At 52.6% G+C, this 19,686-nt stretch carries 19 protein-coding genes and 1 tRNA gene; 5 read left to right on the top strand and 15 right to left on the bottom strand.

Annotated features, from left to right (window positions below):
* The first annotated feature begins 55 nt into the window (after nt 1-55).
* Nucleotides 56-607 (top strand): SRPBCC family protein, encoded by a 552-nt coding sequence (locus tag ACFQ2I_RS02410; RefSeq protein ID WP_377561889.1) that lies wholly within the window; start codon nt 56-58, stop codon nt 605-607.
* Between the two features lie 37 nt (nt 608-644).
* Nucleotides 645-1,292, top strand: a complete 648-nt coding sequence (locus ACFQ2I_RS02405; RefSeq protein ID WP_377561888.1) for a universal stress protein — start codon at nt 645-647, stop codon at nt 1,290-1,292.
* 70 nt (nt 1,293-1,362) lie between these two features.
* Here ACFQ2I_RS02405 and ACFQ2I_RS02400 read toward each other — a convergent pair whose 3' ends face one another.
* From ACFQ2I_RS02400 to ACFQ2I_RS02365, 8 genes are all read right to left on the bottom strand, one after another.
* Nucleotides 1,363-2,154 (bottom strand): PepSY domain-containing protein, encoded by a 792-nt coding sequence (locus ACFQ2I_RS02400; RefSeq protein WP_377561887.1) that lies wholly within the window; start codon nt 2,152-2,154, stop codon nt 1,363-1,365.
* 532 nt (nt 2,155-2,686) lie between these two features.
* A complete protein-coding gene (locus tag ACFQ2I_RS02395; RefSeq protein ID WP_377561886.1) occupies nt 2,687-3,487 on the bottom strand; it encodes a PepSY domain-containing protein in 801 nt (266 codons plus the stop codon).
* A 166-nt stretch (nt 3,488-3,653) separates the two neighbouring features.
* Nucleotides 3,654-5,024 carry a sensor histidine kinase gene (locus ACFQ2I_RS02390; protein WP_377561885.1) on the bottom strand — a complete coding sequence of 457 codons (1,371 nt, stop codon included), beginning with the start codon at nt 5,022-5,024 and terminating at the stop codon, nt 3,654-3,656.
* On the bottom strand, nt 5,021-5,734 hold the full coding sequence (locus ACFQ2I_RS02385) for a response regulator transcription factor (protein ID WP_377561884.1): 714 nt from the start codon (nt 5,732-5,734) through the stop codon (nt 5,021-5,023). Before ACFQ2I_RS02385 ends, ACFQ2I_RS02390 begins: the two co-directional genes overlap by 4 nt.
* 49 nt (nt 5,735-5,783) lie before the next feature.
* Nucleotides 5,784-6,833, bottom strand: coding sequence for a M42 family metallopeptidase (locus ACFQ2I_RS02380; protein ID WP_377561883.1), 1,050 nt, complete (start codon nt 6,831-6,833; stop codon nt 5,784-5,786).
* A gap of 273 nt (nt 6,834-7,106) precedes the next feature.
* A complete protein-coding gene (locus tag ACFQ2I_RS02375) occupies nt 7,107-7,928 on the bottom strand; it encodes a DUF817 domain-containing protein (RefSeq protein ID WP_377561956.1) in 822 nt (273 codons plus the stop codon).
* Between the two features lie 72 nt (nt 7,929-8,000).
* Nucleotides 8,001-8,231, bottom strand: coding sequence for a helix-turn-helix domain-containing protein (locus ACFQ2I_RS02370; RefSeq protein ID WP_377561882.1), 231 nt, complete (start codon nt 8,229-8,231; stop codon nt 8,001-8,003).
* Between the two features lie 15 nt (nt 8,232-8,246).
* Nucleotides 8,247-8,723, bottom strand: coding sequence for a DUF2975 domain-containing protein (locus ACFQ2I_RS02365; RefSeq protein WP_377561881.1), 477 nt, complete (start codon nt 8,721-8,723; stop codon nt 8,247-8,249).
* 191 nt (nt 8,724-8,914) lie between these two features.
* Here ACFQ2I_RS02365 and ACFQ2I_RS02360 point away from each other — a divergent pair, with 191 nt between their 5' ends.
* Nucleotides 8,915-9,679: a hypothetical protein gene (locus ACFQ2I_RS02360; protein WP_377561880.1), complete on the top strand. Its 765-nt coding sequence runs from the start codon at nt 8,915-8,917 to the stop codon at nt 9,677-9,679.
* Between the two features lie 65 nt (nt 9,680-9,744).
* On the opposite strand, the gene cysK is transcribed toward ACFQ2I_RS02360, so the two are convergent.
* Nucleotides 9,745-10,668 carry a cysteine synthase A gene (gene cysK / locus ACFQ2I_RS02355; protein WP_377561879.1) on the bottom strand — a complete coding sequence of 308 codons (924 nt, stop codon included), beginning with the start codon at nt 10,666-10,668 and terminating at the stop codon, nt 9,745-9,747.
* A 196-nt stretch (nt 10,669-10,864) separates the two neighbouring features.
* Here cysK and ACFQ2I_RS02350 point away from each other — a divergent pair.
* Nucleotides 10,865-10,938 (top strand) — tRNA-Pro (locus ACFQ2I_RS02350).
* Between the two features lie 135 nt (nt 10,939-11,073).
* On the opposite strand, the gene ACFQ2I_RS02345 is transcribed toward ACFQ2I_RS02350, so the two are convergent.
* Nucleotides 11,074-11,751 carry a restriction endonuclease gene (locus ACFQ2I_RS02345; RefSeq protein WP_377561878.1) on the bottom strand — a complete coding sequence of 226 codons (678 nt, stop codon included), beginning with the start codon at nt 11,749-11,751 and terminating at the stop codon, nt 11,074-11,076.
* Between the two features lie 373 nt (nt 11,752-12,124).
* Between ACFQ2I_RS02345 and ACFQ2I_RS02340 the strand changes: the two genes are divergently transcribed.
* Nucleotides 12,125-12,487 carry a helix-turn-helix domain-containing protein gene (locus ACFQ2I_RS02340; protein ID WP_377561877.1) on the top strand — a complete coding sequence of 121 codons (363 nt, stop codon included), beginning with the start codon at nt 12,125-12,127 and terminating at the stop codon, nt 12,485-12,487.
* A 1-nt stretch (nt 12,488) separates the two neighbouring features.
* On the opposite strand, the gene ACFQ2I_RS02335 is transcribed toward ACFQ2I_RS02340, so the two are convergent.
* The 5 genes from ACFQ2I_RS02335 to ACFQ2I_RS02315 form a co-directional block, all read right to left on the bottom strand.
* Nucleotides 12,489-13,379, bottom strand: coding sequence for a hypothetical protein (locus tag ACFQ2I_RS02335; protein WP_377561876.1), 891 nt, complete (start codon nt 13,377-13,379; stop codon nt 12,489-12,491).
* Nucleotides 13,380-13,475: 96 nt separating this feature from the next.
* The gene (locus ACFQ2I_RS02330) at nt 13,476-15,758 is read right to left on the bottom strand and encodes a hypothetical protein (protein ID WP_377561875.1); all 2,283 of its coding nucleotides are present in this window, start codon (nt 15,756-15,758) and stop codon (nt 13,476-13,478) included.
* Between the two features lie 40 nt (nt 15,759-15,798).
* Nucleotides 15,799-17,139, bottom strand: coding sequence for a UDP-glucose dehydrogenase family protein (locus ACFQ2I_RS02325; protein WP_377561874.1), 1,341 nt, complete (start codon nt 17,137-17,139; stop codon nt 15,799-15,801).
* 19 nt (nt 17,140-17,158) lie between these two features.
* A complete protein-coding gene (locus ACFQ2I_RS02320) occupies nt 17,159-18,562 on the bottom strand; it encodes a sugar phosphate nucleotidyltransferase (protein WP_377561873.1) in 1,404 nt (467 codons plus the stop codon).
* Nucleotides 18,563-18,595: 33 nt separating this feature from the next.
* Nucleotides 18,596-19,549: a polysaccharide pyruvyl transferase family protein gene (locus tag ACFQ2I_RS02315; protein WP_377561955.1), complete on the bottom strand. Its 954-nt coding sequence runs from the start codon at nt 19,547-19,549 to the stop codon at nt 18,596-18,598.
* Nucleotides 19,550-19,686 lie beyond the last annotated feature (137 nt).

Here is a 19,686-nt window from a genome sequence, read left to right as displayed (position 1 = left end):
CAGCCGATTCATATGTTATTATTATAACAGCTAGTACAGCACACAGGAGGACCCTATGTTCAAAAGAAACAAAAAAACAGCTTCCAAAAGCAGCCCAACCCAAGGAGCGCAAAAGGGGCTTCATATGACCCGTATCTTCAAGGCGCCGCCGGAGCTGCTCTTCGATATATTCACACAAGGGGAGCACATGCCGAACTGGCGGGGCCCCCGCGGCTGCAAGACGTCCGTCATCAGCCAGACCCTGCAGCCGGGAGGCTCTATTCTCTACACACAGGAGACACCGAATGGCGGGGTCATGTGGGGCAAATTCAACTATCGCGAGATTGAAGCGCCTCATAGATTCATCTACACCAATTGCTTCTCCGATGCGGAAGGCAATCGCATACGCGCGCCATTCAGCAAGGACTGGCCGCTGGAAATTCTCAACACGATCACGTTCGAGCCGCATGAGCACGGAACGAAGCTCATCTTGCACGGAGCGCCCGAGGAAGCCAATAAAGCGGAGCGCCGCGTATTCGAAGCATTGATGGACAATGTGAGGCAAGGGATGAACGAAACATTTCAGCTGCTGGACGAATATTTGGAGCGGGTGCAGCAGAAGCCGTAGCGTTATACGAATAGGATAGAGAGAGGATGTCACGGATATGGAACATACAGCGCGGGAGAATATACTTGTCTGCGTCTATTACGGGCCGAATGCAGAGCGGCTGATTCAACGAGGCGCCAAAATCGCGCATGCGATGAGTGGCGCGCTAACCATTCTGACCGTCAATCCGATGCGGGATAATGAATACAACGCCTCCAAGGAACGCAATATGACAGAGTGGAAACGGCTGGCGGAAGAGCATCATGCAGAATTCCTGGCAGAAGAGAGCGGCTCGAGAAGCGTCGCAAACGTAATTGTCGACGTCGCCAGAAAGAAGCAGATTACACAGATTGTAGTGGGGGAGTCGGCTCGCACCCGGTGGGAGGAGCTCATTCACGGCTCGATCATTAACGAGATACTGCGCCAGATCGACTTCATTGATGTCCATGTCGTCTCCGTACAACGCGTCCTGCCGGAACAATATGAAGAGGACTATGAGCAAGGCGTTAGAGCCCATCTCCTGAAGACGGATGACGGCATGATCATGAACGTGGGAGAGTCGCCTACGCACGAGTTGGAGGGCATGTTCTTCAAGCTGACCGGTACGGACTTCAACAGCGGTGTATTCAAGCTCGTTGAGCACAAGAAGAAGACGCTATACAAAATCTCCGACGGCAAGGTGGCGGAGGAATTGAAAAGCAGTTGACGAACCAATAAAAGCCAGGCTGACTCCAACAAGTCGACCTGGCTTTTTGTTTCATACGCATGTGGATGAATTAATCCTCGTCACGATCGTCGTCATCGTCGTCATCGCTGTCATCATCATCGCGATCATCATCATCATCATCATCATCTTGGTCGTCGTCATGATCATCGTCGTCGTTGTCGTCACGATCATCGTCCAGATCTTTGTCGACTTCGAGAATTTTGCCCGTTGCCGCCGCTACTTCCACTTCCGCCGTGCCACCATTGATCTTCAGTTCCACTTCATACACGATACGGCCGTCGTCTTCGTCGCGCTCGACTTCAATAATGGTGCCGCCCACATGCGCGGCAGCGATGGCAGCTGCTTGCTCAGCCGTTACAGCCTTGCTTGCGACGGCAGCTTTCTTCACAGGCTCAGCCTTCTTCTCTTGCTGCACAGACTGCTTGTCATCACGGTCATTCGCATCGTCGCGATTATCGTTGTCATCGTCCCGGTCGTCATTGTCGTCCTGATCATCGTCCACTTTCGTTCCCAGCGACTTGCCGCTGTACGCATCGATCATCACTTCAATCTCCGTGCCCGCTCTCTCAATCTCCACTTCATAATAGAGTCGGTCGCCCTCGTCCTCCAGCTCCACGCTTTCTACTTTGCCGTTCACAATCTTCAGTGCCAGCTGCTTCGCTTTCTCCTTGCCGATCAACTTATCCGCTGTTCCATTCCCCTCTTGTGAAGCGACCTGCACGGCTACAGCCTTGCCTCTGGAATCGTTATCCGCCGAGATCGTACCCACCGCACTCGCTCCGACAATTCCGCCGATGATCAATGCTCCTGACAATACGCCTACCGCTACTACTTTTTTCATCCTGTTGGGCCTCCTTAATGTTGTGCTCTCTCGCTTACAAGACCTACTTTACAGGGCGAGAATGAGAGCAACATAAGAGCTACATTAGAATTCGATGAGAAGAGGGCCCGCTTCACTCAGACTCCACATCCCAATCGGTGGGAGCAGATCGTTAAGATCATTAAGTTAGTTTGAAGTCATCCTTTCATCAGAGGAGCCAGTTGCCTTTAATAGCGATATAGCGATATAGCGTTACAGCGGTGCATGGCATCAGACACTGCTAACTGTATTTCGTGTAGTTAATAGATGCGAGATCGCCATTCTTATCTTCTGTAAATGGAATAAGTACAGTTATATTAGGCCATTCAGAGCATCATCCCAACAATTAATCACATTAGTATCATGGAATCCAGTTAGTCGCAGAAAAAAGGTGCATATTGGAAAATAAACAGCATGAAATCCAGTTAGGCCGGCTGGCAAGCTGCTATACTGGCAACCTGCTACACTGGCAACCTGCTACACTGGCAAGCTGAATGAACCTTCCTTCCAGCCATCAATCGTCGTCATCATCGCCGGACCTGGTGTCCGAATCTCCGTCATCGTCATCGTCGTCATCGTCCCAAGTGATCGACAGGATCTTGCCGGAGATCATGTTCACCTGCACGACCGCCTCACGGCCGTCCGTCATCTCGATATCTACCAAGTAGTCGTCATCGTTACCTCGCTGCACATCTTCAACTTGCCCGCTGCCCTTCACATGCTTCAAAGCAATTGCCGCAGCTTGCTGCTCCGTCAATAGCACGGGCGGCTGCGTAGCCGGCGGCGTTGTCTCTGCCGGCCGCTGCGTCGCTGGCGGATTCGTCGTCGTCGGCTTGGTTCCCGGCGGCTTCGTCGCCGGCGCTTCTGTCACTGGCGGCTGAGTGCCCGGCGGCTGCGTCACCGGCGATCCCGTAGCCGGAGGCTTCGCCATCCCGTCGCCTGCTCCCGTCTCTCCGCTTGGCCCGTCCGGCGGCAGCGGCGCAGGAGTCAGCTCCGGATGCGCACCATGATCCGTCTCCGACGTACCGCCGCCCGGTCCGTTCAAGCGCTGGATCGCCACTATTGCGCCATCAGCCGCACCGACCTCCATCTCATATGTCCCTTGTTCTGATTGCAATCGAATCAGATACAATTCGCCATGCCGCTTGGACTGCATGATCTCTCCGGGATATTGCTCCAGCACAGACGTCTGCACCTGCTGCTCCGTCAGCAGGTCCGGCGACCGCCAAGGCTGCCAGGCGAATACCGTCGCGGACACAAGAGCGCTTGCCAACAATACGCCTCCCGCAATCCACCATAATTTTCGAGCTATCATCAATGCCACCTCTTCCCCCATATCCCAATGGGGCCATTCTAGCAAGCCAAGATGAGAATTTGGTGAGAGCCGCGTCACGCTAATAGGATGCAACTCTCCTACTCACCTCTTATACACTGCACTCCCACTCACCACATATACGATGCAATTTTGCAATTTGACCGTACTACTTCTTCCCTTCGACAGGTACGTTCTCCAGCGTGAGCGTTACGGTCGTGCCGACGCCTTCCAGACTATCGAGCGCAACGACAATGCCGATCGCTGCGGCAATCTCCTGAGCGAGGGAGAGGCCAAGTCCTACTCCGCCCGTCTTTCTCGATCTGGCCTGGTCGACACGGAAGAAACGATCGAACACCTTGGACAGATCCTCCTTCGGTATACCGATTCCGCGGTCCGTAATGCGGATTCTGCCCCTGTCTCCATGCCGCTCAACTGTGATCGTTATACCTTCGTCGCTATACTTGCGGGCGTTGTCCAGGAAGATGAACAAGAGCTGCTTCAGCTTGTTCTGATCCGTATGTGCCATGACCGGTCGCAGCTCTGCCGATACGTTCACTTCACGATCGTAAGCGCTGCGGAACGCCCGAGCGGACTCCTCCGCCAGCTGAACCAGATCCAGCTCCTGGAGCTCGATGTTCCACTGCTCCTTATGCTTCGCGAGCAACAGCAGCTGCTCCGTCATCTCCTTCATTCGCACTGCCTCGGAATGAATCGCCCGCAGCGACTCCTCCAGCAGCTCCGGCCGTTCCTTGCCTCTGCGCAGCAGCAGGCTGGAGTAGCTCTCAATGACCGTCAGCGGAGTCTTCAGCTCATGGGATGCGTTGGAGACGAATCGCTTCTGCTTATCATAGTTGCTCTCCAGCAGCTCGATCATCTCGTTGAACGTATCGCCCATCTCCTTCAACTCATCCTTGGACTTTCCGTCCTGCTCCAGCCGCTTGAACGTTCCGCTGCCTTTAATGTCCCGCATCGTCGTCGTCATGGCTGTGATCGGCCGCATAATGAGACTGCCCAGCAGCCGGCCGGACAATACGACCGGAATGAGCGCAATCGCTGTCACGAGCATCAGAGCCGTGCGGAGCACATCCAGATTGTCCATCGTTGCCTGCAGGCTCTCCATCACCTGGACATTGACGACTTCCCCCTCCATCCATATAACAGGCACAGAGACAAGTGTATACGTGTGACCCGCTTCCTTCACGACCTCCACATGCTTGCGAGGATAATAGAGTGCGGGACGCTTGCTCAGCTCCAGCTCCGAAGATGATGTAACCATTGCCGCATTGTTGCCATCCTGCGTGACGATGCGCAGCATGCCGTCAAGCGGCACGTAAGCGCGCAGCAGATCGGCCTCCGGTATGCTGCCCGCCGACTGCCTTAGTCGTTCCGCCGTCGTCTCCGTCTTCGCTTCCGTCTCATCCAGTCCGCTGTCGATGGACATTCCGCTGAACGCCACATAGATCGATAGATTCATAATGATAAGCAACGCCGCGAACATGACAGAAGAATACAGATGGATTTTGCTCTTCAGCTTCATGCGTTGTCCTTCAGCACGTATCCGATGCCGCGCACCGTATGAATAAGCTGCGGTTGGAATGCGGCGTCGATTTTTTTGCGGACATAACGTATGTACACATCCACGACGTTCGTATCGCCGTAGTAATCATATCCCCATACCGCTTCAATAATCTGCTCCCGATTCAGCACCTGGCGCTTGTGCTTAAGCAGATACACGAGCAGATCGAATTCTCTCGGTGTCAGCTCGATCGCAACGCCGCTGCGCGATACTTCACGCATGCTCTCGCTAACCTTCAGATCGGCCGCTTGTAGCCACTTGCCGCCGGCCTCTTCCTCCCGCTCTGTGACCGAAGCAACGGCAACGGGTCGCAGCCGCAGCGACGCCCTGATTCTCGCCAGCAGCTCCTCGATCTGGAACGGCTTCGTCATATAATCGTTGGCTCCGCCATCAAGACCGGCCACCTTGTCTTCGACGGATCCTTTCGCTGTCAGCAGTATAATCGGTGTGCTGGAATCATGCGCTCGTATGCGCCGCAGAAGCTCAATCCCGCTCATTCCCGGCAGCATCACGTCGAGCAACACGAGATCCCAGCTTCTGCTGCGGAATAGCTCCAGTGCGTCGATGCCATTGTCGGCTTTCCCTGTCGTATACCCTTCGCATTCCAGCTCGATTTCCAACAGCCGCGCAATTTTGTCCTCGTCTTCCACAATCAAGATCGCTTCGTTCAAGTCTTCCCTCTCCCGTTCTTATCCATCTGCTGCCTATCGACGCAACACATTATTCCATCACATAAGCAAGTAGCAATGCAGCTGTGCCGGCAATCGCATCCGCATGCGTTCGCTCCATGCCATGAGAAGCATGAACCCCCGGTCCAATTAGTCCCGCGCGAATATTGCTTCCGCCTCTTAACGCAGCTGAAGCGTCGGAGCCGTAATGGGGATAGATATCTACGGCATGTGCAATGCCCTCCCGCTTCGCCAGTTCAATGAACCGCGATGTCATCCCATAATCGTACGGTCCGGAGGAATCCTTCGCGCAGATCGACACGTCCTTCTCCGTCGCCGACAGATCATCGCCGAGCGCTCCCATATCGACTGCGATTAGCTCCGTAATATCCTCCGGAATATAAGAGCTGCCGTGGCCGACCTCTTCGTACGTCGAGATCAGAAGCTTGAGCGTATAGGCAGGCGTCTTCCCTTCCCGCTTCAGCCATTCCATCAGTCCGAACAGCGCCGCTACGCTCGCCTTGTCATCCAGATGGCGCGACTTGATCCAGCCGTTCGGCAGAATGCGGGTACGCGGGTCCCAGGAGATGAAGTCGCCTACCCCGATGCCAAGCTTCAGCACGTCCTCCTTATTCTCCACCGATTCATCAATCCGAATCTCCATATTGGCTTCTTCACGCTTCAAGTCGCGTGCATCGCTATACACATGTACGGATGGCTTGCTGGACAATACCGTTCCCTCGTACTTGCGTCCATCGCGGGTATGGATGACGCAATACTCCCCTTCCACCGTCTGCATGGCGTAACCGCCAATCGGGGTGAACCGGATCATGCCGCTGGACTTGATGGAACGGACCATGCCGCCAAGCGTATCGACATGAGCCGAGATGCCAATCGTCTTGTCGTTGCTCCGTCCCGGAATGGTAATCATGCCCATGCCCTTCGGCGTCAGCTCCACCGTGTAGCCCAGTCTCCCTGCTTCCTCCTGAATATACGCCATAATGTCCATACAATAGCCGCTCGGGCTTGGGATGCCAAGCAGCTTCCGCAGCTGCTCCACCATATATTCTTGCTTTAATCCCTGCTTGATCGTTGCGCTCATCGCCGGATTCTCCTTTGCTTCATGCTTTGTATTCCTGCTCATGCCTGCTTGCCTTACCTACCCCTATAGTATACATGATTCCGCCATCTCTCTTCACGTCCCTGCCAGAGTACAAGCAATCCTTTCCCCTGAGGAACCGGGCCTCTCATCCAGCCCCCTTCGCAATGAAGTCATTCATCAGACGCAAAGGAGCAGTCCCCGCTGTCGTTCGGACTCGCGGGACTGCTCCTGCTTACTTATGTCGCTAGCGTATAGGGACTGATTCAATCGTATTCAGGCTTGCCGCTTCGCTTCTTGCCCACTGTCCCGGCTGGCACGGAACGGTACTTCTTCCCGCCTCTCCTTCACATGCTTCAGCTGAGCTACAATGATGAAGCTGACGATGACGAGCAGGAACCATGAGCTGAGCTTCCCCCAGCTGACCGCCGTCCATGCCTCTCGCTGATTGGGATATTGCCATGCGCCAAGGTAGGTGGCGATATTCTCGGCCAGCCATATGAACCATCCGATCAAAAAGAACGACACGGCCAGCGGCATCCGCCTTGTGACGGACAACACCTTGTACGTAACGACTGTCCGGAAGAAGATAATAAATAACAAGGCGGTCAGCACCCAGCGAATGTCGTAGACGTAATGATGCGTCATGAAATTCAGATAGATCGCCGCTCCAAGCGGCACGGTCCACACCGGCTTCGGCCAGCCGACGAGTGTCACGTCCAGTCTGCGCCACGCCTGGCACAAGTAGCTCGCCACGCTGGCATACATGAAGCCGCTGTACAGGGGAACCCCGAACAGCTTCGTCCACCCGTCCTGCGGATAGGACCACGAGCCGTGGTGCACCTTGTACACCTCCAGCGCAATGCCGATCAGATGGAAGAGGCAGATCACCTTCAGCTCATCCTTCGACTCCATGCCTGACCGATACATAACGTACTGCGTCGCAAGGCAGATGATGAACAGCAGATCATAATCGGGAAGATGGGGCACGTCAATCACCTTGGTGATAGCGAGTGAGACGAAGATGATCACCGGAAAAAGGCACGACATCGCCTGCTGATAGCCAAAATGAAGCAACGGCTTCCAAAAACGTTCCATCATCGCGTTCATCCGGCACCCGCAAGCAATGCAGCAATTGTAATGCTCTTTTTCATGATGAATTCCCTCCTTTTACTGCTGCTCTTCATCCGATTCCGCATCCTTCGCATATGCCAGAATATCTCCCGGCTGGCACTCCAGCACCTCGCATATTTTCTCCAATGTAGAGAAGCGAACCGCCTTGGCTTTCCCCGTCTTCAATATCGATAAATTCGCCATCGTAATGCCTACCCGTTCCGAGAGCTCGGTTACGCTCATCTTTCGCTTGGCCAGCATCACATCCATGTTCACAATGATCGCCATATCTCCGCCCCCTCCTTAGATGGTCAGATCGTTCTCTGATTTGATCTGGAGAGCTTGCTGCAGCAGCTCTTGCAGGACAGCCGCGAAGAACGCTACCGTCAGAGCGGCGAATACGATGCTGGCTCCGCCTACTGCAATAGCGGGACTCCCTATCTGCATCAGCCCAAGCACCGCGAACATGAACGCATACAGAACAGCAATCACAACGGCGCATTGCTTAATGCGGTGCAACGAACGTACCGCCGATTCGGAGAATGCATCCCTCTCCTCGATGAGCTTCAACAATACGTAGGCTTGATACAGCGCAATGAAGAATGGAATGACGGTGACATATCCTCCTATAAGCAACGGATCGTGTATAAGGGCCAAATCCGGATGTATCCTGGCATAATGCTCGACAGACGTAGGCAGCCAGACGACACACGCCAGCAACGCACTTAGTCCCAATACGGCCAAGGCCAGCTTCAAAAAAACAATACTTCCTCTGCGCATAAAGCACCTCACCTATAGAGAATGAGTCCAGTTTACATGATTATTTATTGTTTATCAATAAATAATTATCGGTTATAGATAAGGGAATACGATTCATAGAAGCATTGTCCCCGTACATCTTCATCCAGTACATCTTCTATTGTGTTATAATTTGGCATATCAGAAATGACTTGAGGAAGGAGGGAGTCACATTGCAGGCAATAGGACTTCGGGTTATCGCTTACGTGGCTTCAAAGCTTGCAGCCGCAGGGCTTGTATTTTTAGGATTTCTGGCTATAATGGCAGGATTCCAGCTCTATGAAATGTCCCAGCTAGCCTGGGAACTCCCGCTGTGGAAGTATATTTACGGCTATGCCGTCTTGTTCTCTGTCGTGGTAGATGCGGTGCTATACAAGTACAAGGCCGGCCCTTCCAAAATAGCACTTACCGTCCTGCTTTATATCCTTGGAGGGTATGTCCCTTTTTTATTTTGGTTTCCTGGTCAATGGCTGTTGAGCCTGTATGCGGGTGTCTTTGGGGTAGCCTGCGCACTTGCATTTCTCGCTATATCCAATCTGTTTCGCGGGTTGCAGCTATACAGCGCAGCTGCAGCACTGCTGCTGCTTGCCGGATCCATCTACATATCCACGACCGACTTCACGGTGACTAGGCAGTGGACAGAGACCAGAACTGCCGACAGCTATCAAGCGGAATTTGCATATTTCAACGGACAGAAGGGGATTCCTGTCAAGCTCGAGAAGGGACAGACATTATCCTATAAGATCGACTGGCAGATCACCGGCGGAGGATATGGCACCCACTTGGACGCCAAGGGAGGGACGCACACGAGCGCTGAGCAAGACGTGGATGCATGGTTCATCTCCTACCGGGTGGACACGCCGTCCACGGTACGAATCGTCGTCACCGGCGATCAGGCACAGGGAGCGCTGAAGGTAAGTTGGGAAATAACCGATTGAGGAGGGATGACTTTGACTTCTGCCTCTATTACAACAGGCTGCCTGTCTTACCGGCAGCCTGTCTACTATCCGAACAAGTCCGTCGACAGATAACGTTCACCTGAATCCGGAGCGATGCAGAGCACTTGAGCGGCAGAAGGGAGCACCTTCCCGATCTCAATTGCGAAGTAAGCCGAAGCTGCGGAAGAAGCACCAACGAGAATGCCTTCCTCGGATGCGAGTCTTCTTGCCATGTGCTGCGCATCGTCATCCCTGATATGCAGAATCTCATCATAGATGGAGGTATTGAGAATCGCAGGCACGAAGCCCGGACCCGTGCCCGGAATCTTATGTTTGCCTGGTTGACCGCCTGCTAGAACAGGCGAACCGACGGGCTCTACTGCATATATTTTCAAATGCGGCATCTTCTTCTTCAATTCTTCTCCAACACCCGTAATTGTACCGCCCGTCCCAGCCGTCAAGACTAGCGCATCCAGCTTCCCCTGGAATGCTTCATAGATTTCGACCGCTGTAGTCAAGCGATGCGCGTCCGAATTGGCCCTGTTCTCGAATTGCATCGGTATGAAGCTGCCCTCCGTCGTCTTCGCCAGTTCCTTCGCACAAGCGATCGCTCCACTCATCCCTTCAGCGGCTGGGGTAAGCACCACCTCCGCACCGTATGCTCGCATCACCTGCACACGCTCCCGAGTCGCACTCTCCGGCATCGTAATGATGCAAGGATACCCTAATGCTGCGCTAACCATAGCAAGTCCAATTCCGGTATTGCCCGAGGTAGGCTCAATAATGGTGGAGATGCCGCGCTTAATCTTGCCTTCTTGCTCTGCGCGCCGGATCATGTTGAAAGCTGCGCGATCCTTCACACTCTTGCCGGGATTGAAATATTCCAGCTTCATATAGACAGATGCGCCCATCTCGGCTGCAACTCGTCTCAGTCTCACGATTGGTGTATCGCCTATAAGCTCCGTGACAGAAGAAACTATTTTTGCCATTGCCAGCACACCCTCTCTAATTGGTCATTGTCCGCACGATTACGTTAAGCGTTTACTAAAGAAGCCCGAGCAGGCTCATATAATACGAAACGCTAACATGCCGCAGGAATGCCTCGTGCATATCTTTACAATTCGTTATTCCGCTATTATAATAAACGGAAGCGGCTTATGAAAGCTTGCTGGCATTTGTACATATCGGGGTATGGCGCAGCCTGGTAGCGCGCACCCTTGGGGTGGGTGAGGTCGCTGGTTCGAATCCAGTTACTCCGATTTTCTCTACAACTTTATGGCTTTCATCGTCTTAAGTGATTGTCATGAAGGTTGTAGTCTCTGACAGACACTTTTTATCACGTTAAGACCACTTTCTAAATGTATCGACTACATTAGGGAGTGGTTTTTTCATGCTCATTTATTGTACTTACCAATAACTGCCTTAACATACTTCTCCGCTTTATAATCCTTCCTGATTTCATGAAGCACACCACTATTAACCTCACTCCATGACTCTAAGATCATACGCGGCTCAGATTCAATTCTATCCTTTATTGCTTGAATATCATCCTTTTTGAAATCATCAATCATCTTGATCAAATCACTTCGATCTAATAGTTTCACACCATTGATTCCAGCTAGTGTTTCACAAGGCTCTGTATATTTCGCTGAAGCAATTACAATAGCTTTTCTAGCTTTATAATATCTCATACATGAGAATACCTCTTGAACCGCGCTAATGCCAACTGGATTGTCTATTGAGTACCGCTTTGCTTGGACAACATTCCTAACGCCTTCGCGATCCGTGAATACGAGGTCTGCTCCGAAATCTCTGCTGTTTGTCGTTTTATAGACACCTTGATAGCCCAGTTCAATAAATAGTCTGTAGAGATACATCTCAAATTCGGAGCCGTCGAGCATTCTGTCAATTTCAGCAATCCCTACCGTTTTCAAATCATAGTTTTCTGAAATGCTTGTGATTGTCTTTGGTTCTTCTTTTCTACTTATCTTTAAATATAGTATTAACCCAATCAATAGAACTATGATGAATACACTTATTGCGATATATAATGATATTGCCTTCGCCCCCATTACTTTAGACTCATATTATGTCATATCGTGCCACTGGATATATGGCTAAATATTACCACAAAGAGACCAAAAGGCGCTAGCTATACTTGACACAAATAGGTGACTACAGCCAAATGAAATACGGTTTTGTACCTTTAAGTCATAGCATATAGAATAAGTGTGTGAATTTACAAATTATGCTATGATTAGACTTGCAACAGAATGGTTTGTATGGAAGGTCGGCTAATCTCCTGAAAAGGAGGTGGCCATTGAGCACAATGGGAATATATGACTAACTTGTACATGTAACTGGTAATCATGATATAATGACATTTAATGAATTGAAGCAGTGGGATGGGTATATTCGATGAGAAGGCGTCTGGAGGGAGATTGTATGAGCATGTTTGGTCAACGACTGAAGCAGCTGCGGAAAAAAAGGAAATTGACCATGCAGGAAGTAGCGGATTATGTAGGTGTGGCAAAAAGCACTTACGCCGGCTACGAATCCGGGTATAGACAGCCGACTATTGAATCCATTCAGACGATAGCCCGAAAGCTGCGGACATCGGCCGACTATCTATTGGGGCTAACGGATTACCCTGATCCTCCAGCCGAGATTAATCATAATGCCAAAGAATACTTGAACGTAGATAAGCTTCATTGGGACGGGGTCCCCTTGGAGAAAGACGATCTGGACCTCATACGCCATTTGCTTGAGCGTGTGCTTCGTGACCGTACCTCCTCCAAGGATGATTGAATCATGCGTTCATCATCGCCTGAAGCTTTAATTCCGTCTCGATGTGGATCTGTTCCAATATTTCGTCGAACGTTGACTCCCATTCTTTAATCGTATCTTGCGATACGCCATCCTTTTCCGCTTGATCGATCACCTCGTTGAATTGCGCCTCACATCCATCCTGCGCAGATTGCAGCTTGTTCGTCAACTCCACGATCAAGGCTTGTACCGCTACCGGATCCCTTTTATCCACCTCTCCGATACTGACTTCCGCTTCCTGCAGCACCTGCTTCAACTCTTCCACACAGACAGCTTGAACGGCAATCAACTCCGCTTCATATAATGCGGCTTTATCGACAGGAGTCGGCGTTGGTTCAATTGGTGTCTCATCCGTCCCTCCTGTCTCGTCCGGCGATGGTTCTGGCGTTGGTTTTTCCGTTGGTTTAGGGATCGGTTTTTCCGTTGGGCTAGAAGATTGAGGCGTCGGCTTCGTCGCAGGCTTATCGTCCTGCTCCGAACCAGGCTGACCCGACACTTCCGGCGATGTCGGCTTTTTGACCGTTCCAGCTGTAGAGTCTTCCGCCGCAGCCTTCTCGTCATCTGCAACAGGTACCACTTCTTCTTTCAAGCCTTCCCCTTCGGAGGATTCGGCTTCTGAGTCTCCGCTATTGCTCAAGCCGGGATTCTCCGCTTCCGCATTCACCTGCTGCAGCTTGTCCAGATCCACCATCACGATGGGTTCGTTATCTGCTTCGCTTGCATATAGGGTCGACTTGTCCTCTGATTGCTCCTGCCAATACAATCCGCCCCACACGAGCAATAACGTCACCGTCATCGTCGACAAGACGATAATGATCGGACTCGCATTGCCCGCTTGCGACCGTCGGTTCGTATGGGATCCTCTTTTCCCCATCTTACTGGCACCGCCTTTCTATACTTCATTTCAGAAGAGAAGAATCGAACCCGTTCGCTCGCCATGCGCGTAGGAACGGGTTCGGCTGCAGCTTGCTTAGAATTCCAGCAGGTCGTTAATAATCATGGTGACCGTTTCATTGACTTTCTCCTTCACGACGCTCAACTGTTCAGTCAGCTTCGAAGGCTCCAGCTCAAGCTTGATCAGCTCTTTCGCAGCGTCATTGCCGGCGCGTACAGCATCCATTAGAAGATTGATCTTCTGATGATCATGCTTGGCTGATTCCAGCTTGTCCTGAATCTTGTCCAGCTTCTCCTCCAATAGCTGCATAATCTTCGCAATATTCTCTTCCACATTCCCCGCATCACCGTTCACCAGCGTGACCTCCTGCTGGAACAATACCTTGCTCGAACGGTCGGATGGAAGCGACAGAGCCGCCTGGATGACAGCCGTTCCGGAGTCGACGTTATTCGGAATCGACACCTTGCCCTTCTGATCTACCTTCACCTCATCATCGCCGGATACTTTGGACCACTTCAGCCAGCCGGTCGGGAAAGCAATGCCGTACACCGACAGTGAATAATGATGCTGTCTGCCATTCGCCGACACTTTCACCGAAGACTCAGAATCGGTACGAATATACGCCACTGCCAATGCCTGCATCGCTTCCTCTTCATGCTTCAGCTTACTCTGGAACGCCAGAGCAGTGGAACGGATATCCTTCGACTTCACTCCCAGCTCGTCCAGCGCCTTCACAAGCGCATAGTCATCTTCTTCTTCCATCAACTCTTCCAGCGCTTCGATAATGAGATCGTTCAGCTTGCCTTTGCTGCTCAGCAGCCTAGTCAGCTCCGTAGCATTCATATCTGCCACAATATCCAGTATCTCGCCTTCCAGACCACCGCGTTCCTCACCGGCTCCGAACAACAGGATGAGGAAATCGTCTATAGAGACGCCTTCGACGCCGCCGGCAGCCGCCAGCGTTTGAATCGCCGATTGATAGTCTGGATTCGTCCGTATTGCATCCAGATCTGAAGCCTGCGGATCGGTACGGAATAATCCGACGGCGACAATCATATCGAACAGCGCTTCCTTCAATTCCTCCTTATCCGCGGAATCGGGAAGATGCCGGGCGATCGGCTTCCAGATGGGGTCGATTAGCCTGTGATCCCTATGGAAGTCGAGTGCGGCTAATTCATCATGCAGTTTCCTGACTGCTTCAGCGTCATCGGGATCGCCCGCCATCAGAGCTTCGCGCAGCTCGTTCATTCGTTCCATGAATGGTCCCGCCGGGAATACGTCCCCGGCTCCGGCTGTCAGCGTCACTTCCTCACGGATGATCATCTTCGGCGAGCCGCCGTATGGATTAACAAGACTGGCCTGGATAACGGCAGATGCGCTCATCACATCATCCGGGATCGTCACAATACCGTTCGAACTTACTGACACATCGGGACTGCCCGACTCTTTGGACCACAGCACGACAAGTGATGGAATATCCACCGAGAATACCTTCAACCGGTACTCGTGCTGGCGGCCGCCATCACTGACTTCCACTTCGGTCTCGGCGGCTGTCCGAATATAAGCAACCGTCATGGCACGAATAGCAGGCACATCCTTCTGAAGCTTCACCTGGAAATGGCCTACAAGTGATCGTACATCCTGTGCCGTCACGCCGAGTTCAGATAATATTGCGCTGAACGTGTAATCGTCTACTTGGGCGAGCAGCTTCTCTGTCGCCTGCAGTAGCACGTTCGTAATGCCTTCCTCGTCGCCAAGCAGGCTCATGAGCTGAACGGAAGACATCCCTGCAAGCTCATCGGCGATCGTCCCCTCTACCCCCCTTCGGCTTCCGCCGTCGCCGAACAGGAAGACGAGGAAATCGTCAATCGTAATGTTCGCATTGCCGCCCGCAGCGGCGATCGTCTTCAATGTCGCGCGAAACTCCGGATTCGTTCGAATGGCTTCCAGCTGTGAAGCTTGCGGATCATAGCGGAACGAGCCGACAGCCTTTATTATGCGGAACAAATTTCTCTTCAGCTCCTGCTCGTCCGCGTGCTCAGGAAGATTGGCGCTGATCTTGCCCCACACCGGATCCAGCAGATGCAGGTTAGCCTCCACATCCAAGGCTGCGATCTCGTCGCGCAGATTCCTTACATCCTGTACGTCAGCTGGATCGCCTGCACGCAACGCTTTATGCAGTTCGTTCATCCGATTCAGGAATACACCTGAAGGCAATCCCGCTTCGGCAGCGCCGGCTACTTCCGCGAAGCCGCGCATCACTTGTCCTCCGCCGTATTGGGGCAGACCAGTCATAGATACACCAAGCAATGCGACGCTGAGCGTGGCCGCAGCAATCGACTTGCTTACTTTCATCATGTCTTCTTCACCTCTTCGATTAGGGTTATGATTACAATTGCTAGAATTGAAGAACGGGCATCTGCTGCTTCATGCCTTGCTTCAGGCTAGGACGCCCGATCGAATCATACATAAAACCGGTATTCAGCATGTTCTCCTCATCGAACACATTGCGTCCGTCGATCAAAATTGGACGTTTCATACTCGCCTGTAGTTGCCCAAGATTCACCTGTGCGAATTCTTCCCAATCGGTAAGCACGCACAGCGCATCGGCACCCGATGCGGCTTCCATCGCCTTCCCGTGCCACGACACCCCTTCGCGCCCCAACAGCAATCGGAAGTTGTCGGTTGCTACGGGATCATAGGCCTGGACATGGACGCCCGCGTCAAGCAGACGCGATATAATTTCAAGCGCAGGCGTATCGCGCACATCGTCGGTATTCGGCTTGAACGCCAGTCCCCATACCGCTACCGTCTTTCCCGCCAGCTGCCCGTCGAAGCACTTCTCCAGCTTGCGAATCACGCTGAAGCGTTGATCGCGATTCACTTCAACGACAGAACGGAGCAGTTTGAATTCGTAATCGACATGACCCGCGATTTGAATCAGCGCTTTCGTGTCCTTAGGGAAGCAAGATCCTCCATAACCGATGCCTGCTTTCAAGAACGACGGCCCGATACGACGGTCGCGGCCCATACCCTCCGCCACCCGCAGCACATCCGCTCCCACCTTTTCGCAAATGTTGGCGATTTCGTTGATGAACGAGATTTTGGTAGCCAGAAAAGCGTTTGATGCATATTTGATCATCTCTGCGCTTCGAATATCCGTCACCATCAATTGATCTGTCAGCGGACTATGCAATTCCACCATCTTGTGAGCCGCCGCTTCCGATTCGGCGCCAATGACGATGCGGTCCGGATGAAGCGTGTCGTAGATGGCGGTGCCCTCCCGCAGAAATTCCGGAAGCGAGATGCTGTCGAAGGGCTCATCCGTCCGTGAGCGGATAATGTCGGCAAGCCGCTCGTTCGTCCCGACAGGAACCGTGCTTTTCACGGCAATCATTTTGTACCCGTCCATCGCCATCGCAATCTCTTGCGCAGCGCCGTCGATATAGCTCAGATTGGCTTCGCCGTTAGGCAGCGGAGGCGTTCCAACCGCAATAATGATGAGCTCGGAGCGCCGAACGGAAGAGGGCAGATCGGTCGTGAATGATAGTCTGTCGGCAAGCCGCCCTCCGGCGATGAACTTCTCCAGGCCCGGCTCATAGATCGGAATTTCGCCAGCTTGCAGCATGCCGATTTTGGCAGAATCCTTATCGACACAGACGACTTCATGGCCTATCTCCGCGTAGCATACGCCGGATACGAGTCCGACGTATCCGGTCCCGATGACTGTGATTTTCATGCCTCTTCCTCCCTTTTCCTCAAGCGGTGCACAGGCCCAATATTTCCTTCCAATCGTAAGCCAGGCGCACAATATCTTCTTCAATCAGCTGCGTTCCTGTCTGCACTTCGATGATTTCCATCTCGCTGTCAGCGCGCAGACTATGCCGGCTTTCCTTCTCAATGGTCAGCACATCGCCGGCTTTGACCCGGAACACTCTGCCGTCTTGCACCACCTCCCCCTCGCCGGACACAATCGTCCACACTTCGCGTCTTAGCTGATGGTACTGATAACTCAGATTTTGCGAAGGACTGACACATATGCGCTTGGTCAGCACTTCTGTTCCGCCGGGATATTTCAAATAATCAAGTACCCGGTAACGTCCCCAGCGTCTCTCCTCGTACATCGGACGCTGATCGGAATGCTTCATAATCTCTTTGATCATCGGACTTGCTTCCTTGTCGGATACGAGTATGCCGTCAGGACTTGCGGCTACGACCACGTTAGACAAATTGAGAAGCGTAATGGGAATGTCAAGCTCGTTAATGACATGCGTATTGTCCGAATTCCCGGCAATCGTCCCTTTGCCGATCAGTGAATCGCCGATTTGCTCCGTTAGCGTGTTCCATGTCCCCAGATCCTTCCACTCGCCTTCATATGGCATAGCCACAATGCGATTGGACCGTTCTACGATTTCGTAATCGAAGCTGGTCTTGGGGAGCTGGTCATATCGCTTCACCATCTCGTTGTATTGAATGGGATAGCCGCCAGCAATGAGAATGTTGATCATGAAATCAAGCTTGAAGGCGAATACGCCGCAATTCCAAAGCGCCGATTGTTCCATCATCCGGAGCGCTTCTTCCCTGGCCGGCTTTTCCTTGAAGCTGTTCACGTTGTAATAAGACATCTCCCCGGGGATATTCCGAATGGCCTCCCCATCGGTCGGCACAGCATCCTCCGCCGGCACAATATAGCCGTACTTCTCAGAAGGAAAGGTCGGCTTGACGCCCATTAGTGCCAAGTCGGCTCCGGAATGCTCCAATACAGACTCCAGTTCCTTTGCTTTATGGAAAAACGACGTGTCTACATAGGGATCAACCGGCATGACCACTACGGTCTCGTTGAGACCGACGCCCTCCACAGAGTACAAATAAGCGACGGACAGCGCGATAGCCGGGAACGTGTCTCTTCGCTCCGGCTCCACGATCATCTCCACTTCGCTGCCAAGCTGGCTCTGAATCATCTCGACCTGCGGCTGACTAGTCGCGATATAAGCATGCCGCCGCAGTCCAGCCTCCCCGATCTGCCCCCATACACGCTTCACCATGGATTCCGGACTGCCCGCAGCATCCGGTAGCACCTTTAAAAATTGCTTGGATCTGGAATCATTGGAAAGCGGCCACAGCCGCTTGCCCGATCCTCCCGACAACAACACCATTTTCATCTGGAATACCTCCCTATCGAATCATCTCAGCCGCTAATGCGTGTCCTCGGAGCCCGCCAAGCGGGCTGTCTGCACATTGCTCGTCCACGTATGAAAGTAACCGGAGTTTTTGCCGTATGAATTGTCGAGCAGCGTGTTAGGCTTGTCCAATAAGCAAGACAGAATGTGTCCGTGCAGCCTGGACGTCTGAACCGCTTCATATTGGCTGAAGCGACGGACCGCCTTGTCCACCAAGTAATCGCTGTACTTGCTCCAGATCGTCCCCATCGGCAGCAGCCCTGTCCGCTTCTTCAACATTTCTCCAATCCAATAAATCGATTTACGTTCCACACGATTGTACAGCGAGCACCAATCCAGACAGTCGCCGAATCCGTCGCCTTCAAGCATGATCTGATCAGTTGTTTTCTCCATATCGGTGCGGAGGAACCGCAGCAGCCTCTTGCCCGGCTTGCTCGCCGGAACAATCGGCCAGAGCTGATGGGCCATATCGGGAGAAAGATAGATCGCGCATTGCCGGAACCGCTCCTTGGCCGCCTGGTAAGATAACGGGTCCCTTACGAATAAGTGCACATCGGGATGCCGGTTGAAAATACGGGCCGTCTGCTGAAACTCCGACTCATCCCGATAGAAGATCGTCTGCGGAAGAATAACGATACGATTATGCGGATAACTGGCCACGACCCGCTCGCGAAGCTTCTGGTGTACGGGATATAAGTCACCGAAATTGCCCCCGCCCTGCAGCACAATGATATGATCTCGCGGAACAGCTAGCGATACCGGAAAGTCCAGGACGCTATAACGCGCGTGGATAGAAATGTCATTCTCCTTGAAGAAAGCCTCCGTCCCTTTCATAATCAACAGATCGCCGCCGTTGTTATAAACGGGATAATCGATATATTGAATGGTCGAACCCTTCGGAATAACCGTCAGTATGCGGCTAAGCTGAAGCTTCAGTTCGTCCATCGGATGCCGGCTGCGCTTCTGCATCTCCTTCGGCAGTTGCATCGCCTGCGAATCAGCCCGCTCTTCGGCTTGCGCCCCGGATGCCGTCCCGCATGACGCCTCCTTTGGCGGACACATGACCGGCGAATCCTGCACCGCTGCATGCCCCAAAGCTGATGGCT

Source organism: Paenibacillus chungangensis (assembly GCF_042675905.1).
Classification (GTDB): Bacteria; Bacillota; Bacilli; order Paenibacillales; family Paenibacillaceae; genus Pristimantibacillus; species Pristimantibacillus chungangensis.
Note: the sequence above shows the minus strand (reverse complement) of the source record. Positions and strands in the feature narration are given on the sequence as shown.